This is a genomic window from Variovorax sp. ZS18.2.2 (assembly GCF_024701975.1).
Classification (GTDB): domain Bacteria; phylum Pseudomonadota; class Gammaproteobacteria; order Burkholderiales; family Burkholderiaceae_C; genus Variovorax.
In genome coordinates, this window is record NZ_JANLNM010000009.1 from 54534 (window position 1) to 72852 (window position 18319).

Annotated in this window: 19 protein-coding genes; 9 read left to right on the top strand and 10 right to left on the bottom strand. The window is 67.0% G+C overall.

All coding sequences use genetic code 11. The features are described from left to right. Positions 1-6 precede the first annotated feature (6 nt). The gene (locus NU688_RS27600; RefSeq protein WP_257864038.1) at positions 7-1170 is read right to left on the bottom strand and encodes a citrate synthase; all 1164 of its coding nucleotides are present in this window, start codon (positions 1168-1170) and stop codon (positions 7-9) included. 82 nt (positions 1171-1252) lie between these two features. On the opposite strand from NU688_RS27600, the gene NU688_RS27605 reads away from it, so the two are divergent. From NU688_RS27605 to NU688_RS27620, 4 genes are all read left to right on the top strand, one after another. After that, the gene (locus NU688_RS27605; RefSeq protein WP_257864039.1) at positions 1253-2368 is read left to right on the top strand and encodes a citrate synthase/methylcitrate synthase; all 1116 of its coding nucleotides are present in this window, start codon (positions 1253-1255) and stop codon (positions 2366-2368) included. 86 nt (positions 2369-2454) lie between these two features. Beyond that, on the top strand, positions 2455-3459 hold the full coding sequence (locus NU688_RS27610) for a hypothetical protein (protein ID WP_257864040.1): 1005 nt from the start codon (positions 2455-2457) through the stop codon (positions 3457-3459). A 56-nt stretch (positions 3460-3515) separates the two neighbouring features. Then, on the top strand, positions 3516-4373 hold the full coding sequence (locus NU688_RS27615) for a hypothetical protein (RefSeq protein ID WP_257864041.1): 858 nt from the start codon (positions 3516-3518) through the stop codon (positions 4371-4373). Continuing rightward, the gene (locus NU688_RS27620) at positions 4334-4546 is read left to right on the top strand and encodes a hypothetical protein (protein WP_257864042.1); all 213 of its coding nucleotides are present in this window, start codon (positions 4334-4336) and stop codon (positions 4544-4546) included. Before NU688_RS27615 ends, NU688_RS27620 begins: the two co-directional genes overlap by 40 nt. Here the strand turns inward: NU688_RS27620 and NU688_RS27625 are convergent. The 7 genes from NU688_RS27625 to NU688_RS27655 form a co-directional block, all read right to left on the bottom strand. Next, positions 4537-5784 carry a phenylacetate--CoA ligase family protein gene (locus NU688_RS27625; RefSeq protein ID WP_257864262.1) on the bottom strand — a complete coding sequence of 416 codons (1248 nt, stop codon included), beginning with the start codon at positions 5782-5784 and terminating at the stop codon, positions 4537-4539. The two genes, NU688_RS27620 and NU688_RS27625, sit on opposite strands and share 10 nt — an antisense overlap. Positions 5785-5857: 73 nt before the next feature. Continuing rightward, positions 5858-6670, bottom strand: a complete 813-nt coding sequence (locus tag NU688_RS27630; protein ID WP_176661764.1) for an ABC transporter ATP-binding protein — start codon at positions 6668-6670, stop codon at positions 5858-5860. A gap of 88 nt (positions 6671-6758) precedes the next feature. Further along, positions 6759-8090, bottom strand: coding sequence for an ABC transporter substrate-binding protein (locus NU688_RS27635; protein WP_257864043.1), 1332 nt, complete (start codon positions 8088-8090; stop codon positions 6759-6761). 74 nt (positions 8091-8164) lie between these two features. Next, the gene (locus NU688_RS27640) at positions 8165-9229 is read right to left on the bottom strand and encodes a branched-chain amino acid ABC transporter permease (protein ID WP_257864044.1); all 1065 of its coding nucleotides are present in this window, start codon (positions 9227-9229) and stop codon (positions 8165-8167) included. Positions 9230-9232: 3 nt separating this feature from the next. Beyond that, complete coding sequence (locus NU688_RS27645; RefSeq protein ID WP_013544060.1) at positions 9233-10162, bottom strand: branched-chain amino acid ABC transporter permease; 930 nt, start codon at positions 10160-10162, stop codon at positions 9233-9235. 165 nt (positions 10163-10327) lie between these two features. Beyond that, positions 10328-11113 carry an ABC transporter ATP-binding protein gene (locus tag NU688_RS27650; RefSeq protein WP_257864045.1) on the bottom strand — a complete coding sequence of 262 codons (786 nt, stop codon included), beginning with the start codon at positions 11111-11113 and terminating at the stop codon, positions 10328-10330. After that, positions 11110-13065 (bottom strand): AMP-binding protein, encoded by a 1956-nt coding sequence (locus NU688_RS27655; protein WP_257864046.1) that lies wholly within the window; start codon positions 13063-13065, stop codon positions 11110-11112. Before NU688_RS27655 ends, NU688_RS27650 begins: the two co-directional genes overlap by 4 nt. Positions 13066-13149: 84 nt before the next feature. Here NU688_RS27655 and NU688_RS27660 point away from each other — a divergent pair, with 84 nt between their 5' ends. From NU688_RS27660 to NU688_RS27675, 4 genes are read left to right on the top strand one after another with little or no spacing between them, the layout of a single operon-like run. After that, positions 13150-13929 carry a Crp/Fnr family transcriptional regulator gene (locus NU688_RS27660; RefSeq protein ID WP_257864047.1) on the top strand — a complete coding sequence of 260 codons (780 nt, stop codon included), beginning with the start codon at positions 13150-13152 and terminating at the stop codon, positions 13927-13929. After that, positions 13926-14396 carry a hypothetical protein gene (locus NU688_RS27665; RefSeq protein ID WP_257864048.1) on the top strand — a complete coding sequence of 157 codons (471 nt, stop codon included), beginning with the start codon at positions 13926-13928 and terminating at the stop codon, positions 14394-14396. The genes NU688_RS27660 and NU688_RS27665 overlap by 4 nt, the downstream gene beginning before the upstream one ends. 60 nt (positions 14397-14456) lie before the next feature. After that, the gene (locus NU688_RS27670) at positions 14457-15227 is read left to right on the top strand and encodes an SDR family NAD(P)-dependent oxidoreductase (protein ID WP_257864049.1); all 771 of its coding nucleotides are present in this window, start codon (positions 14457-14459) and stop codon (positions 15225-15227) included. Between the two features lie 30 nt (positions 15228-15257). Further along, positions 15258-15515 (top strand): hypothetical protein, encoded by a 258-nt coding sequence (locus NU688_RS27675; RefSeq protein ID WP_257864050.1) that lies wholly within the window; start codon positions 15258-15260, stop codon positions 15513-15515. Positions 15516-15652: 137 nt separating this feature from the next. Here the strand turns inward: NU688_RS27675 and NU688_RS27680 are convergent, their stop codons facing one another. Together NU688_RS27680 and NU688_RS27685 are read right to left on the bottom strand one after the other, a co-directional pair. Next, positions 15653-16693: an MBL fold metallo-hydrolase gene (locus NU688_RS27680; protein ID WP_257864051.1), complete on the bottom strand. Its 1041-nt coding sequence runs from the start codon at positions 16691-16693 to the stop codon at positions 15653-15655. A gap of 60 nt (positions 16694-16753) precedes the next feature. Continuing rightward, positions 16754-17734 carry a tripartite tricarboxylate transporter substrate binding protein gene (locus NU688_RS27685; RefSeq protein ID WP_257864052.1) on the bottom strand — a complete coding sequence of 327 codons (981 nt, stop codon included), beginning with the start codon at positions 17732-17734 and terminating at the stop codon, positions 16754-16756. A gap of 205 nt (positions 17735-17939) precedes the next feature. Here NU688_RS27685 and NU688_RS27690 point away from each other — a divergent pair, with 205 nt between their 5' ends. Continuing rightward, positions 17940-18317, top strand: coding sequence for a VOC family protein (locus tag NU688_RS27690; RefSeq protein ID WP_257864053.1), 378 nt, complete (start codon positions 17940-17942; stop codon positions 18315-18317). Positions 18318-18319 lie beyond the last annotated feature (2 nt).

Consider the following 18319-nt stretch of genomic DNA (forward strand, 5'->3'; position numbering starts at 1 on the left):
CGGCGCTCAGCGCGCGATGTCGGGCCCCGTGTAGCGGGCGCGTGGCCTGATCAGTTGTCCCGTGGCCTGCTGTTCGAGCACGTGCGCCGTCCAGCCGACCGTGCGCGCCAGCGCGAACAGCATCAGCGGCGCATCGGCCGGCAGCTTGTGCACCGTCGCCATGGCGGCCAGCGCGAAATCGATGTTCGCCGCTTCGCCCAGCAGTTTTTCGCCGGTGGCGCGCAACGACGTGAAAGCCGGCGGCAATTCGATGACCTCGAGCAACGCGGTGCAGCGCGCATCGCCCGCCGGATAGAGCGGGTGCCCGAAGGCCGCGAGCGGCCGGTCGTGCGCCAGCCATTCGCGCACCGCGGCTTCGCTGCCGAGCGTCGAGACGCTGCGCATCAAGGCCTGCACGGCCGCCGCGGCACCGCCGTGCAAGGGCCCGGTCAGCGTGGAGAGGCCCGTGAGCAGGCAGGCCGCGAGCGATGCGCCCGTGGAGGCGGTCACGCGCGCCGCGAAGGTCGAGGCGTTGAGTTCGTGGTCGGCCATCAGCACGAGCGCGCGGCGCAGCACGTCGGCCGCGCGCGGACGGCGCCATGCGGCCGCCAGCCGCGTGTGCAGGTGCGCCGCTCGCGAGGTCGACGGACCGAGCAGCGCATCGGCGAGCGTGCCGATCACATCGGCCGCCTCGGCCTGCAGCACGCTGCGTGAACGGCCGCGCGAAGGCGGGTCGGTGGCGGCGCGCGCGGCGAGTGCGAGCAAGCCAGCCTGCAACGGCGTCGCGGCCTTCGCGTGCACCGGCCCGGAACCCGTGGCCACGAAGCGCGGTGGCGCGCTCTCCCACAACAGGCCCGCGACATCTTCGAGCGTGGCGTGTCCGGCCAGCTCGCAGGCGTCTTGCCCGCGATACCAGAGCCGCCCTTCGGCCACCGTCGATACCGCAGAGGGAAGCACCGGCTCGCCCCACTGGATGGCCTCGCTCGCTACCGTCTCGCTGCTGCGCCGCCCGCGCGTGCGGGCCGCGACGCGCTGCACGTCGTCGCGGTGGTAGAGGCTGCGGCGCGGGTCCGTCGCATCGGGCTTGGCGCGGATGCGGCCGCGGCTCACGCTCGCGTAGAGCGTCTGCGGGCGCACCTGCATCAGTTCGAGCGCTTCGGCGGCGGGGAGCCAGAGGGGAGCCTTGGTCATGTTGATGGAATGGATCAAGATTGACGTCAATATTAGCCTCGCCAGAATCAACGTCATCGTGAAAAACCAGGAGTACGAAGCGATGAACGACGATGACGGCCTTGAAGGTGTGGTGGCCGCGCACACGGTGCTGTCCGAGGTGGACGGCGCGGCCGGCCGGCTGGTGATCCGCGGCCATCAGCTCGACGAGATTGCGCAGCGCTGGCGCTATGAAGACGTGGTGGCGCTGCTGTTCCAGGGCTTCTTCGACACCGTGCCCAATGCAGCGGCCCTGCGCAGCGCGCTCGGCCGCGCACGCCGCGAGGCCTTCGAGCGCCTGCAGCCCAACGACGACGCAATGCTGCGCAAGATGCCGCCCATCGAAGCGGTGCGCGCGCTGCTCGCGCGGCTGCCCGATGGCGATGACCTCGCTACGGCGCTGCGGCTGATCGCTGCCCCCGCTGTCTACACGGCGGCTGTAATGCGCTGGCGCCTCGGCGTGCAGGCCCTCGCGCCCGACGAGTCGCTGCCCTATGCCGCCGACATGCTGCGCATGCTGCACGGCCGCACGCCCACGGCCGCGCAGGCCGCCGCGCTCGACACCTACCTCGTCACCGTGTGCGACCACGGCCTCAACGCCTCGACCTTTGCGGCGCGCGTGGTCGCTTCCACGGGTGCGGGTCTGGCATCGGCCGTGCTCGCGGGCATCAGCGCACTCAAGGGCCCGCTGCACGGCGGCGCGCCCGGCCCGGTGCTCGACGCGCTTGATGCCATCGGCACTGCTGCGAATGCGCGCCACTGGCTCGAAGGCGCGGTGGCCAGCGGCCAGCGCCTGATGGGCTTTGGCCATCGCATCTACCGCGTGCGCGATCCGCGCGCCGATGCGCTCAAGGGTGCGCTGCGCCGGTTGAGCGTGGAGGGCAGCGTCAACGCCGCGCGCTTCGAACTGGCCGAGGCCGCGGAGCAGGCCGCGCTCGCGATCCTGCGCGAGAAGAAGCCCGACCGCGCGCTGGAAACCAACGTCGAGTTCTACACCGCGCTGCTGCTCGAAGCGCTGGGCTTCGGTCGCGAGAGCTTCACCTGCGTGTTCGCGGCCGGCCGCGTGAGCGGATGGGTGGCGCATGCGCGCGAGCAGGTGAAGAAGGGGCGACTCATTCGTCCGCAGTCGGTGTACGTGGGCCCCGCGCCCGAGGAGGCCGAAGCCGCGCTCGCGCACTGAGACGGAAGGCGCGCGCCGTCATCCAGTACCCTCGCCTTCTACGCATGCCGGCCGCGGCGTGCATGACGCAAGGCGAAAGTACTCCTATGACAGCGAACCTTTCTGACGAAGCGCGTGCATTGCGCCTGCCCCGCGACTTCGCGCTCATCGCGGCGGGCCTGGACCTGGCCATGTTCGTGATCGGCACGGCCGTGATGCTGATGCCAGGGACGGAGCATTCCGAGCAGTTGCGCAGCGCCTTCGCGCGGCCGGACGTCTGGATCATGACGCTGGCCGGCCTCGCGGCGCCCTTGACGATGGCTGCCGTGCTGGCATGGAGCCATGGACGCAACGCGCTCGAAAGACGGGGCGTGGCCAACGTGGCGCTGGCGCAGGGTGCGCGGCTGCGCTTCGGCATCGTGTGCGCGCTCGTGGTGGTCTTGAACTACTACGTGCTGGGCCAGTTGTTCCCCCGGTTCAGGTTTCTCTTCGGCAGCCCTGGCTGGCTCGAGTTCTCGCCTTTCCTTGCGATCGGCCTGGCCCTGCTGGTCCAGTGGATCGGCCGGCTGGTCGTGCTCGTGCTGGGCCTGTGGCTCGCGGCGCGCATCGCGTTGGGCCGCGGCCACGTCGCGACGGTGGGTGCGCAAGGCGATGCGGCGGTCGAGGTCGCAGGCGCCGCGCCCCGCCGAGCCGGCGTGACGGTGTTCGCCGCGGTGTTCGCGTCGCTCCATCTCTGGAGCGGCCTCCTCATCACGAACTCGGTGGCGCCTTCGAACGACGGCGTCCCGAAGCTGCTGCTCACCCTGGTGCTGCCGTGGTTGGTGGCCTTTGCGATCGCGTTCTGGGGCGCCTGGCTCGGCACGCGGCCCGGCTTGCCGCTCGCGCGGCCTTTCAGGGCCGTGACCGCCTCGGTCTCGACCTTTGTCCTGGTGCAGGTGAGCAGCTTTGTCATCGCCGCGGTAGGGACGTTCGTCGCGACGAGCAATTCCATGGGCAGGTTGCACGGCCTCGGGAGCCTCGTTGCCTTCGTGGCAGTGGTGCTGGTCTACATCGTGCTGGTGGTGGTGATCGGGGCTGTCGTCATGCGCCGGTTCTATCGTCGTGACCTGTAGCCCTGCGCCTCCTCGATCACCTGGCCGTCGTTCGGCAGCACAGCAAAAGAAATTCCATGGCCGCACCGTCTTCTTCACACGAGCGCGCACAGCGCCTGCCCCGAGACTTCGCCTGGCTCACCGTGCTCATCCACGCAGCCCTGTTCGTTTCGAGCACGCTGGTGCAATTGGTACCGATGTTGATCGCCAGCGAAACGGTGCGCAGCCTCTACGCGAGGCCGGGCATGTGGATCCCGATGCTCTCTCACGCCGCGATGGCCTGGCTGCTGGCCGCCGCCCTGGCCTGGAGCCACGCGCGCAACGCGCTCGAGGAGCGGGGCGCCGGCAGCCTGGCGCGCATTCTCAATCCGGGCAGCCGCTTCGCGCTGGCGTACCTGGTGGTGCAGGTCGTGAACATCTTTGCGTTGAGCCCGTTGCTCTACCGGCTGCAGCAACTGCTCTTCATGCCGGGCGGTTCGCTGCAGGAGCCTTCCGACATCCACGCCATGCGCTCGTGGACCGTGCTGATCTGGCCGACCATCCAGCTGGCCGTCCTGGTGCTGGGCGTGTGGTGCGCCGCCTGGTTCGCCCTGCGAAAGGGGGGCCGTGTCGTGCCAGCGATGGCGCCGCCCGACGCTGCCGCGAACGACGCCGAGATCGCAATCACGACATCGCCGCGCCGCGCGGTGGCGCTGCTGGTCGCCGCCGTGTTCGCATCGCTGCAGACATGGAGCGTCGTGATCGCGAGCCAGTGGACCGATGCGGTGCGGCTGATGAACGACACGGCGCTCGTGCTGGGCTGGGTCGTGTTGCCACCCGTGGCCTTTGCATTGGCGTTCTTCGGCGGATGGTTGGGGTGGGGGCCGGTCTCTCGCGGGCCCGCCCTTTCCGCGCCGTGGCGGCGTCTGTCTCGGCCTTCGTGCAGTTGCAGGTGATCTGCATCCTCGCCGGACTCGCATGGCTGGTGCTGGCGATCCGGTTCCCGTCCGTCCTGGGCGACGTCGCCGGCCTGATCGCCTTCGTCGCCGTGTTCGCGCTGCTCTACATGGCGCTGGCGGTGCTGCTGGTGCGCGCTGCCCTGCGCCGCAAGTACCGCCGCTACTTGTAGCTGCGCGCGTCCTCGATCACCTTGCCATCATTCGGCAGCGTCCCCGGCACCACCAGCTCGATGGTGCCGCGCAGCTTGGTCACTTCGCGCACCGCATCGGCAATGCGCGCATCGAGCCCGGCCGGCGTGCCGGTGCATTCGAGCCTGAAGGTCATCTGGTCGTCGCCCATCTCGCCCGACACCACCAGGCGCGCGCGCACGATCTCGGGAAAGCGCCGCGCGATCTCCGCCACCTGCGACGGATGCACGAACATGCCGCGCACCTTGGTGGTCTGGTCGGCGCGGCCGAGCCAGCCCTTGATGCGTTTGTTGGTGCGGCCGGTGGGGCAGGTGCCCGCGAGCACGGCTGAGAGGTCGCCGGTGCCGAAGCGCACCAGCGGGTAGTCGGGGTTGAAGCTGGTGACGACGATCTCGCCCACTTCGCCATCGGGCACCGGGTCGCCGGTGCCGGGTCGCACGATCTCGACCAGCACGCCCTCGTCGATGACGAGGCCTTCGCGGGCGCTGGTCTCGTACGCGATGAGGCCGAGGTCGGCGGTGGCATAGCACTGCGTGCCCTTCACGCCGTGCGCGGCGATCCAGTCGTGCAGGCTCGGCGGAAAGGCTTCGCCGGAGACGAGGGCCTTGGTGAGCGAGGGCAGCTTCTGCCCCTTTTCTTCGGCCTTCTCCAGCAGGATCTTCAAAAAGCTCGGCGTGCCCGCATAGCCCTCGGGCTTGAGGTCGACGATGGCTTCGAGCTGCTGCTCGGTTTGCCCGGTGCCGCCCGCGAACACGGTGCAGCCCATGGCGCGCGCGCCGCTCTCCATGATGGAGCCGGCGGGGGTCATGTGGTAGCTGAAGCTGTTGTGGATCAGCTCGCCGCTGCGAAAGCCCGCCGCATGCAATGCCCGTGCGGTGCGCCAGTAGTCGCGCGCTTCGCCTTCGGGTTCGTAGATGGTGCCGGGGCTCGCGAACATGCGCGGCATGCGCGCACCGCGCACGATCGATGCGAAGCCGCCGAAGGGGTCGTCGGCGCGGCGTTGCTTCTGCAGGTCGAGCAATTCCGATTTGCGCGTGACCGGTAGTCTGGCGAGCGCGTCTCGCGTCGTGACGTCCGCGGGCTTCACGCCGTCGAGGATCTTCTTGAACGCCGACGTGGCTGTCTGTGCCTGCGCGATCTGCTTCGGCAATGCGGCGAGCAGGTCGCGCTCGCGTTCGGCGGGGTCACGGATTTCGAGCTTGTCGTAGTGGTCGGTCATGTCCGTACCCTTCATCTTTCAGTTCGGTTCTTCCGCCAGGCGGATGTCGGGTTCGTGGGGGCGCATCGACCCGTCAAGCCAGCCACCTCTTGCGCCGCTTGTAGCTCTTCACATCACGGAAGCTCTTGCGATCAGCACCGCCGACGCCAAGGTAGAACTCCTTCACGTCCTCGTTCTCGCGCAGGCTCTTCGCCTCACCGTCCATCACGATCCGGCCGTTCTCCAGGATGTAGCCGTAGTCGGCGTAGCGCAGCGCCATGTTGGTGTTCTGCTCGGCCAGCAGGAAGGTCACGTGTTCCTTGGTGTTGAGGTCTTTCACGATCTCGAACACCTCCTCGACGATCTGCGGCGCGAGGCCCATCGAGGGTTCGTCCAGCAGCACCATCGTCGGGTTGGCCATCAGCGCGCGGCCGATGGCGCACATCTGCTGTTCGCCCCCCGAGGTGTAGGCCGCCTGCGAGGTGCGCCGTGTCTTCAGGCGCGGGAAATACGCATACACCTTCTCCAGCGTCTGCTGCACCGCGGCCTTGCCGTCGGTGCGCGTGTAGGCGCCGGTCATCAGGTTCTCTTCGATCGTGAGGTGGGCGAAGCAGTGGCGGCCTTCCATCACCTGGATGAGGCCGCGCTTGACCAGCTCGGCCGGCGACAGCGCCTCGATGCGGTCGCCGCGCAACTCGATCGTGCCCTTGGTCACCGCGCCGCGCTCGCCCGCAAGCAGGTTGCTCACCGCGCGCAGCGTGGTCGTCTTGCCCGCGCCGTTGCCGCCGAGCAGCGCCACGATGCCGCCTTCGGGCACGGTGAGCGACACGCCCTTGAGCACGAGGATCACGTGGTTGTAGATAACCTCGATGCCGTTGACGTTGAGAAGGATGTTGGGTTCGCTCATGGTGTGGTCCGAAGCATTCGCAAGGACAGCAGTGCTGCCGTCCTTGCGAATGGCGGCTCTTGCGAGCCGCCACGGCACATTCAGCGCATCAAGACTGGCAATCCGCCGCTTCGCGGCGCGTCAGCTTCTTCTCGCCGGCGTACTTGTCGGCGGCGGCCTTCACCATCGGCTTGATGATCTGTTCGTCGGCCTCGTACCACTCGGACATGCCACCCCACTTGGCGCCGTCCCAGGTGTGCACGCGCGCCCAGGTCGAGCCCATGTGGTCCTGGCACGAAGTGCTCACCGGACGCATCACGCCCGAGAAGCCGAGCGCGTCGAGCTTCTTCTGGTCGAGCGCGAGGTTCTCCATGCCCCAGCGCACCTGCTCGCCGGTCATGACCTTGCCCTTGCCGAAGCGTTCCTGCGCGCGCTTGACGGCCTCGATGGTCAGCATCTGGATGATCACGCCGCGCGTGTAGAGCACCGAGCCCACTTCTTCCTTCGGACCCGTGCCCTGACCCTTGTCGTGCACTTGCTTGAGGATGTCCTGGATCACCTTGGGCTGCGTGCCCGAGGTGTTGAGCGCGAGCGCGTTGTAGCCCTTGGCGTTGGCGCCCACGTCCTTCACGTCGGGTTCGGCGCCGGCCCACCACACGCCGTACATCTTCTCGCGCGGGTAGCCCGTGGCCACGGCCTCCTTGAGCGCGGTGGAGTTCATCACGCCCCAGCCCCACAGCAGCACGAAGTCGGGGCGCGACTGGCGCACCTGCAGCCAGGCCGATTTCTGTTCCACGCCGGGCGCGGTCACGGGGATCAGCGAGAGCTCGAAGCCGTTCTGCTTGGCGCGCTCCTGCAAGAGCGGAATCGGCTCCTTGCCGAACGGCGAGTCGTGGTACACGAGGGCGATCTTCTTGCCCTTGAGCTTGTCCATGCCGCCTTCTTTTTTGCCGATGTGCTGGATCAGGATGTCGGCCGCGGTCCAGTAGCTGCCCATCAGCGGGAAGTTCCACTTGAACACGCCGCCGTCCTGCGAAGCCGAGAGGCCGTAGCCCAGCGTGATCAGCGGGATCTTGTCGGTGGGCACCTTGTCGGTCAGCGCGAAGGTGATGCCCGTGGCTTGCGGATCGAACAGCGCCACGCCCGGACGGCCCTTCAGGCGCTCGTAGCATTCCACGCCCTTGTCGGTGGCGTAGCCGGTCTCGCACTCTTCGTAGGTGATCTTCACGCCGTTGATGCCGCCGGTGGCATTGACGTACTTGATGTAGTCCTGCTTGCCGTTGGCCCAGGGCGTGCCGTTGGGCGCGTAGGGGCCGGTGCGGTACACCAGCAGCGGGAAGAACTGCTCCTTGGCCTGTGCCTGCGCGAGCGATGGCGCGAGCAGGGCGCCGAGGGTGCTGGCCACCAGGGCGGCGGTCAGAGCGAGCGATTTCAGTTTCATGCCTGTCTCCTTTTGTGGGCACCTCGGTGCCGGGTTTTTGCGAACGAACGAACGGGAACTTTGGTAATGCGTTGTCAGTGCGGGAAGGGCCAGAGCCGCAGCTTTTCCTTGGCCGTGGACCACAGCCGCGCGAGGCCGTGCGGCTCGACGATCAGGAAGAACACGATCAGCGCGCCGAAGATCATGGTCTCCAGGTGCGAGGCCAGCGCGGTCGAAATCGAGAAGCCCAGCCACGCGGGCAACTGGTTCAGGAAGAGCGGCAGCAGCACGATGAAGGCGGCGCCGAAGAAGCTGCCCATGATCGAGCCGAGCCCGCCGATGATCACCATGAAAAGCAGCTGGAACGAGCGGTCGATGCTGAACGCCGCCGGCTCCCACGCACCCAGGTGGATGAAGCCCCACAGCCCGCCCGCCACGCCGACGATGAAGCTGCTCACCGCAAAGGCCGTGAGCTTGGCGTACACCGGGCGGATGCCGATCACCGCGGCGGCCACGTCCATGTCGCGCATCGCCATCCACTCGCGGCCGATGGCGCTGCGCACCAGGTTCTTGGCGAGCAGCGCGAACACCACCACGAAGAGGAGGCAGAACAAATACTTCTGCACCGGCGACTCGATCGGCACGCCGAACACATTGAGGCCCGCCACGCTCACCGAACCCGACGACGAGTTGTTGGTGAACCACTGGATGCGCAGGAACGCCCAGTCGGTGAAGAACTGCGCGGCCAGCGTGGCGACCGCCAGGTACAGGCCCTTGATGCGCAGGCTCGGAATGCCGAAGAGCACGCCGATCACCGTCGCGCAGAGGCCGCCCAGCAGCAGTGAGGCGATGAGTGGCATGCCGTCGATGCGCACCTGGAAGTTGTAGGCCGCGTATGCGCCCACCGCCATGAAGGCACCGGTGCCCAGCGAGATCTGGCCGCAGTAGCCGACCAGGATGTTGAGGCCGAGCGCTGCGAGCGACAGGATCAAAAAGGGCGTGAGGATGGCGCGCATCCAGTAGTCGGACACGCCCAGCGGCACCACGATGAAAGCCACGAGCAGCAGCACCAGCATCGCGATGCGGTCCTGCGCGATCGGGAGGATCTGTTGGTCGGCCCTGTAGCTCGACTTGAACTGGCCGTTTTCTCTATAGAACATGGCTCAGACCCGATCAATGATTTTTTCGCCGAACAAGCCCTGGGGCCGAACCAGCAGGAAGACGAGCGCCAACACGTAGGCAAACCAGATCTCGATACCGCCACCGAGCATGGGGCCGAGATAGATTTCAGACAGCTTCTCGCCCACGCCGATCAGCAGGCCGCCGATGATCGCGCCCGGGATCGAGGTGAGTCCGCCGAGGATCACCACCGGCAGAGCCTTCAGCGCCACCAGCGAGAGCGAGAACTGCACGCCCAGCTTCGAGCCCCAGATGATCCCGGCCACCAGCGCCGAGAAGCCGGCCACCGACCACACGATCACCCAGATGCGCTTGAGCGGAATGCCGATGGACTGCGCGGCCTGGTGGTCGTCGGCCACCGCGCGCAGCGCGCGGCCGGTCGCGGTCTTCTGGAAGAAGATGGCCAGCACCACCACGAGGGCGGCCGACACCGCCGCGGCGACCAGGTCTTCCTGGCTCAGCAGCAGGCCGCCGGGGAAGGTGCCTTCGAGCACCATCAGCGGTTCCTTGGGCATGCCCACGTCGATCTTGTAGATGTCGTTGCCGAAGATCGTCTGGCCCACGCCGTCCAGGAAGTAGGCGATGCCCAGCGTGGCCATCAGGAGCGTGATGCCTTCCTGGTTCACCAGCTTGCTGAGCGCGAGCCGTTCGATGAGCCAAGCCACCACGACCATCACCGCCATCGCGGCGATGAAGGCCAGGATGTTCGCGAGGATGAGGCTCTGGAAGCCGAACCACAGCGGAAACCACTCGGAGAACCGTGCCATCGCCAGCGCCGCGAACAGCACCATCGCACCCTGCGCGAAGTTGAAGACGCCCGAGGCCTTGTAGATCAGCACGAAGCCGATGGCGATCAGCGAATAGAGCATGCCGACCATGAGGCCGCCGAAGAGGGTTTCAAGAAAAAAGCCCATGGTCAGTTTCTTTGTCTTTCTCCCTCCCCTTCCGGGGGAGGGTTGGGGTGGGGGCACGCGGCGCTCGATGAGGCGCGGCTCTGTAGCGAGGGCCGTCGTGCCCCCATCCCAGCCTTCCCCCGGGAGGGGAAGGAGCAATGCATCAGGATCAGGTTTGGCATGGCGTCAGTGCTCCACACCCAGATAAGCCCGAATCACGTCTTCGTTGTTCCGCACTTCGTCCGGCGTGCCGTCGCCGATCTTCTTGCCGTAGTCCAGCACCACCACGCGGTCGGAGATGTCCATCACCACGCCCATGTCGTGCTCGATGAGCACGATGGTCGCGCCGAACTCGTCGTTCACGTCGAGGATGAAGCGGCTCATGTCCTGCTTCTCTTCGACGTTCATGCCGGCCATCGGCTCGTCGAGCAGAAGCACCTGCGGCTCCATCGCGAGCGCGCGGCCGAGGTCGACGCGCTTTTGCAGGCCGTAGGGCAGGCGGCCCACGGGTGTCTTGCGGTGCGCCTGGATCTCCAGGAAATCGATGATGTGCTCGACGAACTCGCGGTGCCGCAACTCTTCGCGCTCGGCCGGGCCCCAGCGGAAAGCCTGTGCGAGCAGGCCGCTTTTCATCTTGAGGTTGCGCCCCGTCATGATGTTGTCGAGCACGCTCATGCCCTTGAAGAGCGCCAGATTCTGGAAGGTGCGCGCCACGCCCATCTCGGCCACCTGGCGCGAGTTCATGTGCTTGAAGGTCTGGCCGCGGAAGGTGATGGAACCCTGCTGCGGCCAGTACACGCCGTTGATGCAGTTGAGCATCGAGCTCTTGCCCGCGCCGTTCGGGCCGATGATGGCGCGCACTTCGTGCTCGCGCACGTTGAAGCTGATGTCCGTCAGCGCCTTCACGCCGCCGAAGCTCAAGCTGATGTTCTGCACGTCGAGGATGACCTCGCCTGTTTTACGGGAGCTCATGCCGCTGCCTTCACGATGGGGAAGGTCTTGGCTTCGACGATCTTCAGCGTGGCATTCACCACGCCCGTGCGTCCGTCCTCGAACTTGACCTGGGTCTCGATGTACTGCTCGGTCTTGCCGCCGTAGAGCGCCTCGACCAGCACCGCGTATTTCTCCGCGATGAAGCCGCGCCGCACCTTGCGCGTGCGGGTCAGCTCATCGTCGTCGGGGTCCAGCTCCTTGTGCAGCACGAGGAAGCGCGCGATCTGCGTCTCGCCCATGCCGTCTTCGCTCGCGAGGTCGGCGTTGACCTTGCCGATGCATTCGGCAATCAGCGTCAGCACCTCGGGCTTGCCGGCCAGGTCGACGTAGCCGCCATAGGCCAGGCCCCGGCGCTCAGCCCAGTTGCCCACGGCTTCGAAGTCGATGTTGATGGCGGCGCAGACTTCGTCGCGGCCGTTGCCGAAGCACACGGCTTCCTTGATCTGCGGGAAGAACTTGAGCTTGTTCTCGATGTAGTTGGGCGCGAAGATCGCACCGCTCACGAGCCGGCCCACGTCCTTCGCGCGGTCGATGATGCGCAGGTGCCCTTCGCTGTCGAGCACGCCCGCATCGCCGGTGTGGAAGTAGCCGTTGGCATCGAGCACCTCGGCGGTGGCGTCGGGGCGCTTGTAGTACTCCTTGAGCACCGACACGCCGCGCACCAGCACTTCGCCGTCTTCGGCGATCTTCAGTTCGATGCCCGGCGCGGCGGTGCCCACGGTCTGCAGCTTGACCTTGCCGTCCTGCTGCAGGCAGACGTACGCGCAGGTCTCGGTCTGGCCGTAGAACTGCTTGAGGTTCACGCCGATGGAGCGGTAGAAGCGGAACAGGTCGGGGCCGATGGCCGCCCCGGCCGTGTAGGCCACGCGGATGCGGCTCATGCCCAGCACGTTGCGCAGCGGTCCGTAGATCAACAGGTTGCCGAGGCCATACATCAGCCGGTCGCCCGTGCTCACCGGCGCGCCGTTGAGGATGTCGGCGCCCACGCGCTGCGCGAGCGCCATGAACTTCGCATAGAGCCAGCGCTTCGGAGCCGCCGCGTCTTCCATGCGGATCGACACCGCAGTGAGCAGCCCTTCGAAGGTGCGCGGCGGGCCGAAGTAGTAGCTCGGGCCGATCTCGCGCATGTCGTTCATCACCGTCTCGGCCGACTCGGGGCAGTTGAGCGTGAAGCCGCCCACCAGCCATTGCGCCACCGAGAACAGGTGGTCGCCCACCCACGCCATCGGCAGGTAGCTCATGATGTTGTCGCCGGGGCCGAGCCGGTCGGTCTGCACGCCGCCGCGGCCCGCCGCGATGAAGCTCGCATGCGTCTGGCACACGCCCTTGGGGCGGCCGGTGGTGCCCGAGGTGTAGAGGATCACGCCGACGTCGGTGGCCTCGCCGCTCGCCACGGCGCGGTCGTAGTAGCCGACGTTGGCCTTGTCGAACTCGCGGCCCAGCGCGCGCAGCTGCTCGTAGCTCATGAGCCCGGGCTGGTCGTAGTGGCGCAGGCCCTTGGGGTCGTCGTAGATGATGTGGCAGATGCCATGCGCCTGGTCTTTTTGCAGCTCGCGGCACTCGAGCAGCTTGTCGACCTGCTCCTGGTCTTCGACGATCACGAAGTCGATGGCCGCGTCCTGCAGCATGAAGACCATCTCGCTGGCCACCGCGTCCTGGTAGAGCGGCACCGGCACGCCGCGCAGGCTCTGCGCCGCGACCACCGCCATGTACAGGTGCGGCCGGTTGGCGCCCACGATGGCGAGGTTGTCGAATGGCTTGAAGCCGAGGCTCGCGAGGCCGCAAGCCATCTCGCGCACCTCCTCGGCCACGGCGTTCCAGTTCCAGGTTTGCCAGATGCCGAGGTCTTTCTCGCGCACCGCGGGCGACTCGGGCTGGGCCTGGGCGTGCGCGAGCAGCAGACGGGGGAAGGTGGGGGCGGTTGTTTGCACAGTGGGCGGATCGTAGGTCCCACTTTGACGCCCGGTTGTCGTTCCAACGACAATCCTAGGGACACTACTCCCCGGAGTTTCCCGATGCCTCATGGCAACCTCAACCAGAGTCCTCTCGGCACGCTTGGCAATTCGATCAAGGACCGCGTGCGTCCCGCCAATGCCGCGGAGCTCGGCGGCATTCCCTGGCTGCCCACGCTCACGCCCGCCGAGCGCCGACGCGCCGAGGCCGCGCTGGTGGTGGGCGAGGCCGAGCCCGGCGACCTTGTTTGCCGCGTCGGCCGCTCGCCTACTTATTGGTTCGGCGTGGTCGAGGGGCTCCTCAAGATGAGCAACGACAACGCCGATGGCGGCTCCGTCACCTACACCGGCGTGCCGCCCGGCGGCTGGTTCGGCGAAGGCACGGTGATGAAGCGCGAGCCCTACCGCTACAACATCCAGGCGCTGCGCCGCAGCGTGGTGGCGGGGCTGCCGATCGAGAGCTTTCATTGGCTGCTCGATCACTCCATCGGCTTCAACCGCTTCGTGATGAACCAGCTCAACGAACGGCTCGGCCAGTTCATCGCGGCGCTGGAGATCGACCGGCTCAACAACCCCGACGCGCGCGTGGCGCGCAACCTGGTGTCGCTGTTCAACCCGGTGTTGTACCCCGGTGTGGGTGAGGTGTTGCGCATCACGCAGCAGGAGCTGGCGTATCTCGTGGGCCTGTCTCGCCAGCGGGTGAACGAGGCGCTCAACGGGCTCTCGGCGCAGGGGCTGATTCGCGTGGAGTACGGCGGGCTGCGCGTGCTCGACCTGCCGGGCCTGCGCGTAAGCGCGATGTCGAACAAGAAGAACGCCTCGGCGGAAACGGAAACCTCATGACCCTCAAAGACCAGCTCCAGGTCGTGCCCGCGAATGCGGAAGCGGCTTTCATTCCACCGGCCGATGTGCCGAAGGCGAAGGCCGACGACACCGGGCCGACGCTGCAGGAGGCCATCGAATGCAACGAGGCGCTGACCGAGAAGATCGATGCGCTCGACGCGATCCTTGCCAAGCCGCTCAACGAGATCCTCGCGGACCGCGAGAAGGCCGAAGAAGCCGCACTCGCGTGGGACCGCTTCGGCGCGATGTGGATGCTCTCGCAGCGCGCCATGCGGCGCGTGGCGCTCGACCTCGCGGCGCAGCTCGGCGTGAGCGAAGAAGAAGTCGTCGCACGTGCGATGACGAACGCCAATGCGGTGCTCAACGGCGCGGACGAAGTCGACCTCGGCGGCACCATCGCGCCCGCGCAGCTGCAGCACATCGCGCGGCACCGCGCGTTCCTGCGCAAGCAATTCCGTACCGGTTGAGCCCCAAGGCTTTTCGATACCCCTTAACCTCCCCGCCTTCGTTCAAGAAAGACTTTCCCGATGACCGCTGCCGCTTCCCACCTCACCCTGATCACCGGTGCCTCGCGCGGCCTGGGCCGTGCCATGGCCGAACAGTTGCTGCAAGCAGGCCACGTGGTGCTCGGCATTTCGCGCAAGCAAGATGCGCAACTGATCGAGGTCGCCAAGGCGGCCGACGCCGAACTCACGCAGTGGGAGCAGGACCTGTCCGACCCCGTTGCCGCATCGGCCCGCGTGTCGGCCTGGCTCAAGACCCTCGATGCGCAACGCTTCGACAGCGTGACCCTCATCAACAACGCCGGCACCGTCGGCAACCCCGCGCCGCTCGCGAGCGCTGTGCCGGCCGAGCTGGCACAGGCGCTGCGCATCGGCCTCGAAGCGCCGATGCTGCTGACCGCCGCCTTCCTCGGTGCCACGCGCGAATGGCGCGGCGCGCGCAAGGTGCTGAACATCTCGTCGGGCCTGGGCCGCAACGCGATGGGCAGCCAGGCGCCTTATTGCGCGGCCAAGGCCGGCATGGACCGTTTCTCGCAGGCCGTGGCGCTCGAGGAAGCGGCCGCACCGAACGGCGCGCGCATCGTCTCGCTCGCGCCCGGCATCATCGATACCGACATGCAGGTGCAACTGCGCGGCGCATCGGCCGAGAACTTTCCGGACCGCACGCGCTTCGTGAGCATGAAGGAAGACGGTCGCCTCGACAGCCCCGCGACCGCTGCTGCCAAGGTGCTCAAGTACCTGGCACGCGAAGACTTCGGCACGAACCCCGTGGCCGACGTGCGCGACCCGGCCTGAACGCCCTCAACACCGAAAGCGCGCACGACCATGGCCACCGCAAAGTCGATCGACACCAACGACTACAAGCTCTTTCCGTCGCCGAGGAACGTGCATCGCGTCATCTTCGAACACCAGGTCTTCGTGCCGTACCCGTACGCACTGATCGTGATGGACGAGTTCTACTTCAAGGGGCGTTTCAGCCTGTTCTCGGCGTGCAGGATGAGCGACGGGAAGATGGGGCAGGTGGCGACGTTCGAGGATGCCTCGGACGTGGATATCTTCAACGCCAAGTTCGTGCCTGACTGAGTCCCAGGTATTTCTCCCTCCCCCGCTTGGGGGAGGGTAGGAGTGGGGGCAAGCGGCGTATCAAGCATCGGCGGCGTATCAAACGCCGTCTGCCCCCATCCCAACCTTCCCCCAGAGGGGGAAGGAGCAAGACAGCATCACTGCAAGACGAACCTGTCCCGCTGCGCCTGCGCGCATTCACCCATCACATTCAACGCACGCGACACCGCGGGCGTGCCGATCACGAACGGATTGGCCGCGCCCGCGGGCTGCTGCTGCCGCAGTGTCGCCAGCCGCGCCTGCGAGCTGTCGATGGCCGAATGGTTCGACAGCAGCACGTCAATTTTCTGCGCCTGCACCACCGTGCCCATGCGTCGCGTCGCATCGATGTAGCTCCCCAGCCGCGGCACGTTCTTGCCGAAGTTGAAGGCGGTGCCGCCCCAGAGCATGGCGCGGTGCTTCTGGCCATTCGAGGTCACGTCGAACACCGGCGAGATCGTGCCCATGGTGTGGCCCGGCGTGATGTACAGCGTGACGGTGGTGTCGCCCAGCGTGAGGCGATCGCCGTCCTTCGCCGACACATCGCCCGCGCCGCGCTTGGGCGGTGCGCCCCAGACGGGCGTCGCGAATTCGAGCTTCGTCTCGGTCATCGTCCAGTCGGCTTCGCTCATCACCACGCGGGCGCGGTATTTCTGCGCGAGGTAGGGCGCACCGCCGTAGTGATCGCCGTGGCCGTGCGTGACGACCACGTACTTGATCTGCGCGGGGTCGAGGCCGAGCCCGCGCATGCCGCCCTCGATGAGCGCGGCCGCCTCCATCTGGTTGTTGAGTGCATCGATGAGGATGATGCCGTCCGAGGTCTTGATGGCCCAGGCGCTCACCCAGTCGGCGCCCACGAAGTAGAGGTTGTCGAAGGCCTGGCCCGGCGGCGGCGCGGGCTTGTCGATGAGCGCCTTGAGGCCCTTGTCCAGCTCGGCCTGTGGCGGCTGCGCGGCGGGCGCGGGCTTGCAGAGGTCCAGGAGCGGTACGAGGTCGGTGCCCGCATCGCGCGTGGCCGCCGCAACGTGCGCGGCGATGGTGGCTTCGGAAGGAGGCTGCTGGGCCGGTGTCTGCGCGCAGCCCTGAATGAAAGCGGCAACCGCTGCCAGGGCGGTTGTCTTCAGCAGCAGGGTGCGTGAGTTCTCGCGAAGAAATGCCATCGGTGTCTCCATGCCGTCGTCGCGGCCCGTTGTGGAGACACCATTCTGCGACTGCGAGGCTTATTCGATGGTCGCGCCCGAGGCTTGCACGATGCCCTTCCACTTCTCGTAGTCGGTCTTCAGCAGCGCGCCGAACTGGTCGGGCGTCATGCTCTCGGGTTCCGCACCCTGGCCGATGATGGCGGCCTTCATTTTGGGCGTGGCCAGCAGCTTGTTGACCTCGGTGTTCAGCGTGGCAACGATGTCCTTGGGCGTGCCGGCCGGCACGAAGATGCCGTACCAGGTGCTCACGTCGAAGCCCTTGTAGCCGAGCTCGGCGACGGTGGGCGTCTCGGGCAGCGAGGTGCTGCGCTTGGCGGAGGTGACGGCCAGCGGGCGCAGCTTGCCGGCCTTGATCTGCGCCATGGCCGAGGGCACCGACGACACCATCAGGTCGACGTTGCCCGCGAGCACGTCCATCATGGCCGCGTTGGAACCCTTGTAGGGCACGTGGCGCATCTTGATCTTGGCGGCGCTGTTGAAGATCTCGCCGGCCAGGTGGATGGTGGTGCCGTTGCCGGGCGAGCCGTAGGTGATGGTGTCGGGCGCGGCGCGCGCGGCCTTCACCACGTCGTCGAGCGTCTTGAACTTCGAGTTGGCCTGGGTGACGATCACCACCGGCGTGTAGGCCACATGAGCCACGGCCGTGAGGTCCTTCACCGGGTTGTAGCTCAGGTTCTTGTAGAGCCAGGGCGCGACGACCATGTTGTCCTTCTGGCCCATCACGATGTCGTAGCCCGTGGGCGCGGCGCGCGCGGCTTCGGCGATGCCGATGGTGCCGCCGGCACCGCCGCGGTTGTCGGGCACCACGGTCCAGTGGTTAGCCTCGGTGAGCTTCTGCGCGACCAGGCGCGCCAGGATGTCGGTGCCGCCGCCGGGCGGGAAGGGCACGATCATGCGGATGGGCTTGGTGGGGTAGCTCTGCGCGTGCACGGCAACGGCGGCAAAAGCCAGGGGGAGCGCCAGCGCAAGGGCCAGCGTGCGGGTGAGTTTGCGGATCATGGGTTTGTCTCTTGGTCTGAACGAATCGGGGTTGCAGCAGAGGCGATGGAGGCCTTTTGGCCTCACTGCACCGAGGGTGCAGTGTGCCGGAAGTGGCGCGGCGCTGTTTTCGTGGTTCGCGATGGGTCCCGTATCAGACGGCGGCGACTTGACAGGGCGGTTTCGGCGCCGAACATGAAATATCGATCCACACAAAGGAGACACCATGCTCGGAAACATCGATGCGGTGGCCAACCTCGCGGTGAAAGACCTCGCGGTGGCCCGCCGTTTCTACGAAGACACGCTGGGCCTCGCGCAGGTCGATTCGGAGGGCGACGAAGTCGTTGTCTACGGCAGCGGCAAAACGCGCATTAACGTGTACCGCTCGGCGTTCGCCGGCACGAACCAGGCGACGGCCGTGACCTGGCAGGTCGGTGCCGACATCGAGCGCCTCGCCGCGGCGCTCAAGGCCAAGGGCGTGCGCTTCGAGCACTACGACATGCCCGATACGAAGCTCGAAGGCGACCTCCATGTCATGGGCGACATGAAGGTCGCGTGGTTCAAGGACCCCGATGGGAACATCCTGAACCTGATCAACGGCTGATC

Excerpts from the sequence above, each read along its gene's own strand:
- NU688_RS27635 (WP_257864043.1), bottom strand. The coding sequence starts at position 8,090 with ATGAAACTGAAATCGCTCGCTCTGACCGCCGCCCTGGTGGCCAGCACC.
- NU688_RS27615 (WP_257864041.1), top strand. The coding sequence starts at position 3,516 with ATGGCCGCACCGTCTTCTTCACACGAGCGCGCACAGCGCCTGCCCCGA.
- NU688_RS27630 (WP_176661764.1), bottom strand. The coding sequence starts at position 6,670 with ATGAGCGAACCCAACATCCTTCTCAACGTCAACGGCATCGAGGTTATC.
- NU688_RS27685 (WP_257864052.1), bottom strand. The coding sequence starts at position 17,734 with ATGATCCGCAAACTCACCCGCACGCTGGCCCTTGCGCTGGCGCTCCCC.
- NU688_RS27680 (WP_257864051.1), bottom strand. The coding sequence starts at position 16,693 with ATGGCATTTCTTCGCGAGAACTCACGCACCCTGCTGCTGAAGACAACC.
- NU688_RS27640 (WP_257864044.1), bottom strand. The coding sequence starts at position 9,229 with ATGTTCTATAGAGAAAACGGCCAGTTCAAGTCGAGCTACAGGGCCGAC.
- NU688_RS27690 (WP_257864053.1), top strand. The coding sequence starts at position 17,940 with ATGCTCGGAAACATCGATGCGGTGGCCAACCTCGCGGTGAAAGACCTC.
- NU688_RS27605 (WP_257864039.1), top strand. The coding sequence starts at position 1,253 with ATGAACGACGATGACGGCCTTGAAGGTGTGGTGGCCGCGCACACGGTG.
- NU688_RS27670 (WP_257864049.1), top strand. The coding sequence starts at position 14,457 with ATGACCGCTGCCGCTTCCCACCTCACCCTGATCACCGGTGCCTCGCGC.
- NU688_RS27660 (WP_257864047.1), top strand. The coding sequence starts at position 13,150 with ATGCCTCATGGCAACCTCAACCAGAGTCCTCTCGGCACGCTTGGCAAT.
- NU688_RS27600 (WP_257864038.1), bottom strand. The coding sequence starts at position 1,170 with ATGACCAAGGCTCCCCTCTGGCTCCCCGCCGCCGAAGCGCTCGAACTG.
- NU688_RS27675 (WP_257864050.1), top strand. The coding sequence starts at position 15,258 with ATGGCCACCGCAAAGTCGATCGACACCAACGACTACAAGCTCTTTCCG.
- NU688_RS27665 (WP_257864048.1), top strand. The coding sequence starts at position 13,926 with ATGACCCTCAAAGACCAGCTCCAGGTCGTGCCCGCGAATGCGGAAGCG.
- NU688_RS27625 (WP_257864262.1), bottom strand. The coding sequence starts at position 5,784 with ATGACCGACCACTACGACAAGCTCGAAATCCGTGACCCCGCCGAACGC.
- NU688_RS27645 (WP_013544060.1), bottom strand. The coding sequence starts at position 10,162 with ATGGGCTTTTTTCTTGAAACCCTCTTCGGCGGCCTCATGGTCGGCATG.
- NU688_RS27650 (WP_257864045.1), bottom strand. The coding sequence starts at position 11,113 with ATGAGCTCCCGTAAAACAGGCGAGGTCATCCTCGACGTGCAGAACATC.
- NU688_RS27610 (WP_257864040.1), top strand. The coding sequence starts at position 2,455 with ATGACAGCGAACCTTTCTGACGAAGCGCGTGCATTGCGCCTGCCCCGC.